Source organism: Enhygromyxa salina, assembly GCF_000737335.2.
Taxonomy (GTDB): domain Bacteria; phylum Myxococcota_A; class Polyangia; order Nannocystales; family Nannocystaceae; genus Plesiocystis; species Plesiocystis salina_C.
In genome coordinates this window covers 1-1,291 of sequence record NZ_JMCC02000276.1, presented here as the reverse complement: position 1 = coordinate 1,291, position 1,291 = coordinate 1, and the positions used below count along the sequence as shown (strand labels likewise).

Here is a 1,291-nt window from a genome sequence, read left to right as displayed (position 1 = left end):
TGCACAGCACGGGCTTCCACGCCTACGTGCATTGGCCGGGGTGGCTCGAGCAACGGACAACTTGGGCGCTGAAGTTTCCAGATAAGCAGGTCCCGCGGCCCAACGCGTTCGATCATTCCGGTTGCAGTCAACATTCGCAGTGCCCCCAGCCCGAGCACTGCTGGACGCGGGGTCACTCGGAATCTGTGGGCCCGAGGAGCCCTAGCAAAGGAGGTCAGCCATGCACTCACGAACTCACGTCGCCCTGCTCATCCTCGTCTTCCACAGCTTCGCCTGTTCGGAAGACACGTCCGGCGAGTGCGTCGCGGTCGACGCACAACTCGGCGAGCCCGGCGAGCGCGTTTGGTGCGAAGGGGAGTTCAATCCCCCGGTCTGGAACGAAAAACATGCGTCGAAGTCATTGTCGGTCTGCCTCCCGCCCGAATCTGACGGTGAGTGCAAGCTGTGCCCGATCGCTGAGGTCATTGACGAAGTCGAGGGGAAAATCAGCGAGGTCAGGCCCGATTGCGATCTTCAGCACTCCGAGTTCGGCTGCATGCGGACCGTTGAGAACGCCAAATTTCTCGGGAACGAGACCAACTACTGCTGCTATCAGATCGCCATCTGGGGTCCAGGTTGCAAGGACGACACGAGCAGTAGCCCCTAGCCTAGGAGCCCGTGGTGCAATGCATCGCGCCGCCTCGCTTGGTCTTTCCGCCGAGCTCTTCGTCGCCTCTCCCCCGCCCAGCTCGAGCTGAAGTTCGCAGCCTGATGCACGCGAGCGCGACGATGGTCGCGCTGTTGTCAACGGCCTTCTCCGCGGCGCAGTTCGTGATGTCCCCGGTGCTCGGGGGGATCAGCGGTCGCTACGGGCGACGGCCCGTCATGTTGGTCTCGATCGCCGGCTCGGTCGTGGCCGCGCTGGTGTTGGGGTTTGCCCACGCGCTGCGGATTGTGTTCCTGGCGCGGATCGTCGCGGGCTCGTCCGCGGTGTTCGGCGAGCAGGTGTTTGGCTGGGGCTATGGCGAGACTGGGCTATTCATGACCTATATTGGCGTGAACATGGTCGTGTTTCAGGGCCTCATCGTCGGCCGCGCGGTCGCTCGTCTGGGTGAGGGTGCGACCTTGTCGATCGGCCTGGTGATGGTCGCGGGTGCGCTGATGCTGCTTGGCGGCGTCGACCATTTCTCGCAGTGGTTGGGCTTCGCGCTGGTCGACGCCGACGGGGCCGCCAGCGTGGCTGCGCTCGGGTTTTATGCCGTTGGCGGCCTGCTGCTGGCCGGTGGCAACGGGTTCACCAGCGCAACGACCA

At 64.1% G+C, this 1,291-nt stretch carries 2 protein-coding genes; both read left to right on the top strand.

The features are described from left to right. Window positions 1-220: 220 nt before the first annotated feature. On the top strand, window positions 221-646 hold the full coding sequence (locus tag DB30_RS40855) for a hypothetical protein (RefSeq protein ID WP_052559534.1): 426 nt from the start codon (window positions 221-223) through the stop codon (window positions 644-646). A gap of 104 nt (window positions 647-750) precedes the next feature. After that, window positions 751-1,291: MFS transporter (locus DB30_RS40850; protein WP_146662969.1), on the top strand; the 541-nt coding region annotated here is incomplete at its 3' end.

What these genes read in the sequence shown, in the direction of transcription:
- DB30_RS40855 (WP_052559534.1), top strand. Translation starts at nt 221, where the DNA reads ATGCACTCACGAACTCACGTCGCCCTGCTCATCCTCGTCTTCCACAGC.